The sequence below is a fragment of the Streptomyces sp. UNOB3_S3 genome (assembly GCF_020740895.1).
Taxonomy (GTDB): domain Bacteria; phylum Actinomycetota; class Actinomycetes; order Streptomycetales; family Streptomycetaceae; genus Streptomyces.
In genome coordinates this window covers 1-1,707 of the sequence record NZ_JAILXP010000664.1, presented here as the reverse complement: position 1 = coordinate 1,707, position 1,707 = coordinate 1, and the positions used below count along the sequence as shown (strand labels likewise).

The following is a 1,707-nucleotide window of genomic DNA, read 5'->3' as shown; positions in this document are numbered from 1 at the left end:
GCCCCATCCCCCGGGCCTCCTCGCGGAGCAGGGGCATCCCCCGCGTCCCGTCGAGCAGCCCGAGGAAGGAGCCCGTCGCCGTGTCCACCGGCCCCAGCAGCACCGCGTGCGCGGGGGCGACCCCGAACTGGACCGTGTCCCGGCTGCGCCAGGCCCGGCGCAGCGCGGGCTTGAGCATGGGATGTGCGGTCGTGGTCGTCTTCTGCATGGCTCCCCCCTCGTCCGTGCCACAGCCTGCCCGTCCCGGACGTTCGCCGTGCGGCGTTGTCCACAGGAAGGGGGCGTTAGTCGTACAAGCCGTGCGCTCCCGGGGGTCTTTCCCCGACAACCGACGGAGGGGCGGGACTTCCCGCACCGCCAGCGGGTAACGTCGGGGCGTGCCCGTCGACCCTCTGCACAGTGCCACGAGACCGCCGCGCAGCGCCCCGAGCCCGCTCTCCCGAGGCCAGGAGGCCGACGCGGTCGAGGTCCGGCGGAGCACGCGCCGCAGGAGGACGGTCTCCGCCTACCGCGAGGGCGATCGCACGATCGTGCTCATTCCCGCCCGGATGTCGGACGCGGAGGAGCGGCGCTGGGTGGGCGTGATGCTCGACAAGCTCGCGGCGCAGGAGAGCCGGCGGATGCTGGGCGACACCGAGCTGGCCGACCGGGCCCGTCGCCTCTCCGAGCAGTACCTCGACGGCCGCGCCCGCCCCGCCTCCGTGCGCTGGGTCACGAACCAGAACACCCGCTGGGGCTCCTGCACCCCCGCCGAGGGCAGCATCCGTCTCTCCCACCGCCTCCAGGGCATGCCCGAGTACGTCGTGGACTACGTCCTCCTCCACGAGCTGGCGCACCTTCTCGTCCCCGGTCACGGCCCGGAGTTCTGGCGGCTCCTGGAGGCGTACCCGCGCACCGAGCGCGCCCGGGGCTATCTCGAGGGCGTGGTCGCCGCCGACCGGCTGCCCCACCTCCCGGCCGCCCGCAGCGAGTAATGGGCCGGTAAGGCCGGCAAGGGGAGCCGCCCCGGGATCGGCGGCTGTCGCCGCCAGCGGTTAGCCTGGCGCAACGCATTCACCACGGGTACGGATGGGGGACGGGCGTCACGCATGTCCAGGGAATTCCAGCGCGGCCACAAGGCCAAGATCAGTGACCTGACGGCGGGGACGGATCTGTACGTGGGAGTGCAGATCGGCGGCCCCGGCCTGACCTTCGACGTCAGCTGCTTCGGCCTCGACGCCGACGAGAGGCTCTCGGACGACCGCTACTTCGTCTTCTTCAACCAGCCGAAGTCGCCCGAGGAGGCCATCCAGCAGCTGGGCGCGCAGGCCGGCGACACGGAATCCTTCCGGGTCACGCTCGACCGCGTCCCGGCCCACATCCGCAAGCTCAGCTTCACGGCGACGCTGGACGGCGCCGGCCAGATGTCGCAGGCCGCCCCGGGCTACCTCCGGGTCGTCGCGGGCGGCGTGGAGGTCGCGCGCTACTCCTTCACGGGCACGGAGTTCTCCACCGAGCGCGCGGTGATGCTCGGTGACATCTACCTGAAGGACGTCTGGCGGTTCGCCGCCGTCGGGCAGGGCTTCGACGGCGGCCTCGAGGCGCTGCTGAAGAACTTCGGCGGCGAGGTCGTCGAGGAGGAGGAGCCCGCCCAGGCGGCGGCTCCCGCCCCGGCCGCCGCCGCGCCCGCCTTCGCGCCCCCGGCACAGGCCAGTGCGCCCCCGGCCC

2 protein-coding genes and 1 pseudogene are annotated in these 1,707 nt (G+C 73.3%); 2 read left to right on the top strand and 1 reads right to left on the bottom strand.

What is annotated here, in order from left to right; translation table 11 throughout:
• A pseudogene (locus K6I33_RS34840) lies at positions 1-208 on the bottom strand (hypothetical protein); the annotation flags it as partial.
• Between the two features lie 169 nt (positions 209-377).
• Between K6I33_RS34840 and K6I33_RS34835 the strand changes: the two are divergent.
• A complete protein-coding gene (locus K6I33_RS34835; RefSeq protein ID WP_229358798.1) occupies positions 378-974 on the top strand; it encodes a M48 family metallopeptidase in 597 nt (198 codons plus the stop codon).
• Positions 975-1,088: 114 nt separating this feature from the next.
• A partial coding sequence (locus K6I33_RS34830; protein WP_229358797.1) for a TerD family protein occupies positions 1,089-1,707 on the top strand: 619 nt, incomplete at its 3' end.